The sequence below is a fragment of the Candidatus Nanopusillus massiliensis genome, assembly GCF_920984865.1.
Genome location: NZ_OV100765.1, coordinates 2,909 through 3,897 on the forward strand (window position 1 = coordinate 2,909; position 989 = coordinate 3,897).

The 989-nt window shown below is 25.5% G+C and carries 2 protein-coding genes; both read left to right on the forward strand.

The annotated features are described in order from the left end of the window. Positions 1 to 31 precede the first annotated feature (31 nt). Positions 32 to 313, forward strand: a complete 282-nt coding sequence (locus LUA84_RS00020) for an RpoL/Rpb11 RNA polymerase subunit family protein (protein ID WP_231433859.1) — start codon at positions 32 to 34, stop codon at positions 311 to 313. Beyond that, positions 300 to 653 carry a PIN domain-containing protein gene (locus tag LUA84_RS00025; RefSeq protein WP_342765384.1) on the forward strand — a complete coding sequence of 118 codons (354 nt, stop codon included), beginning with the start codon at positions 300 to 302 and terminating at the stop codon, positions 651 to 653. The genes LUA84_RS00020 and LUA84_RS00025 overlap by 14 nt, the downstream gene beginning before the upstream one ends. Positions 654 to 989 lie beyond the last annotated feature (336 nt).

A 989-nucleotide genomic window follows, 5' to 3' on the forward strand; every position in this document is an offset into this window, starting at 1 on the left:
TTATATAAGATATTTANATAATATAATAGGAATGAAAATAAATAAGGAAAGTGAAACTGAAATGGAAATAATATTTGAAAATGATAAGGCAACAATATCTAGGCTTTTAAAGGAAGAATTAGATAAAGATCCAAATGTAATAATTGCAGCTTGGAAGGAAAATCACCCATTAGTAAAGGATATTTATTTATATATAAAAACTGATGGAAAGAAAAAAAGAGAGAAGAATCAAATAGATGCAATAAAGAGGGCCTTACATAGGTTAAATGATTTTGAGGAAGAATATAATAAAATAATTGATGAAATTAAATAAAATAACATTAGATACATCTGTAGTAATTGATGAATATATATCAAAATCATTATTAAATAATAGTATTTCTTTTAACGAAGTAATAATACCTGTACCTGTAATTGATGAATTACAAGCGCGAGCAAATAAAGGTCTTGAAAAGGGACTTGTTCGTATAAAGGAATTGCAAAAAATTAAGCAATTATCTGAAAAGTATAATTATAAAGTAACAGTATTGGGCGAAAAACCGACATTAGAACAAATAAGACTGGCAAAGCATGGATATATAGATTATTTAATTATTAAAATTGCAAGAGATACAGGATCTACAATATTAACATCAGATAGAATATCATCATGAGACTGCAAAAGTATATAATGTTGATTGTTTATTTATTGAAAAGGAAGGTGTTTCAACAGAAAATCCCCCATTTTTAGATTTATTTACTGATGATATAATTTCTGTTCACATTATTGAAAATACAAAGGTAAAAAGAAAAAGGGGAAAACCTGGTGAGTGGTATTTAGAAGAAATAGATAAAAGATATGGAAATAAGGATATAGAAGATCTAATTNATGAAATAATATATATTGCTAGAAATAGGAGGGATTCTTTTATAGAACAAGAAAGAAAGAATAGTTTAATTATTCAATTGGGAATTTTTAAAATTGTAGATGTAAAACCACCATTATCAGA

Excerpts from the sequence above, each read along its gene's own strand:
- LUA84_RS00025 (WP_342765384.1), top strand. The coding sequence starts at position 300 with ATGAAATTAAATAAAATAACATTAGATACATCTGTAGTAATTGATGAA.
- LUA84_RS00020 (WP_231433859.1), top strand. The coding sequence starts at position 32 with ATGAAAATAAATAAGGAAAGTGAAACTGAAATGGAAATAATATTTGAA.